General features: G+C 68.8%; 1 protein-coding gene. It reads left to right on the plus strand.

Annotated features, from left to right (window positions below):
• The coding region (locus P3W75_RS21585) for a contractile injection system protein, VgrG/Pvc8 family (protein ID WP_276229352.1) at positions 1 to 589 on the plus strand (589 nt) is incomplete at both ends.

The raw sequence follows: 589 nt of genomic DNA on the forward strand, positions 1-589 counted from the left end.
GCTTCAGCATGAACGCCCGCCTGCAGATCGACGTGGTGGAATTCCACGACGATCAGCGCCACTACCAGCGCGGCATCCGCTTGCCGCTTCGCCCGCTGGGCGGCATGGAGAGCGGTGGCCAGGACGCCGTCTGGGGCCTTCAGGCCAGCCATCAGGTCGTGCAGCAACGCGTCAGCTCCCGCGCCTATTACTCGCGCGACGCTGGCGCCAACCTAGATGGCCAGGCCGACCTCACCCGGGGCGCCACCACCACCTACGGCGAGGCTTATCAGTACGCCGACGAGCCCTACCAGACCCTCGGCGACGCCCAGGCCCGCGGCGACGAGGAAGGCCATGCCGAAAGCGGCTACTTCTTCGCCCAACTGGCCCACGAGCGTTACCTCAACGACCAGCTCCGCCTGTTCGGCGTCAGCAGCAGCGCGGCCCTGGCGCCAGGCCAGGTACTCACCATCGAGGGCGGCGCGCCGGACGCCTTTGCCAACGGCGCGCTTATCGTCGGACTGTGCAGCAAGGCCGCCCGCGACCGCAGCTTCGAAGTCGAATTCGTAGCCATGCCGGACAGCGACAGCGTCGGCTTCCGCCCGCCCGT

The sequence above is a fragment of the Pseudomonas citronellolis genome (assembly GCF_029335315.1).
GTDB lineage: Bacteria > Pseudomonadota > Gammaproteobacteria > Pseudomonadales > Pseudomonadaceae > Pseudomonas > Pseudomonas citronellolis_A.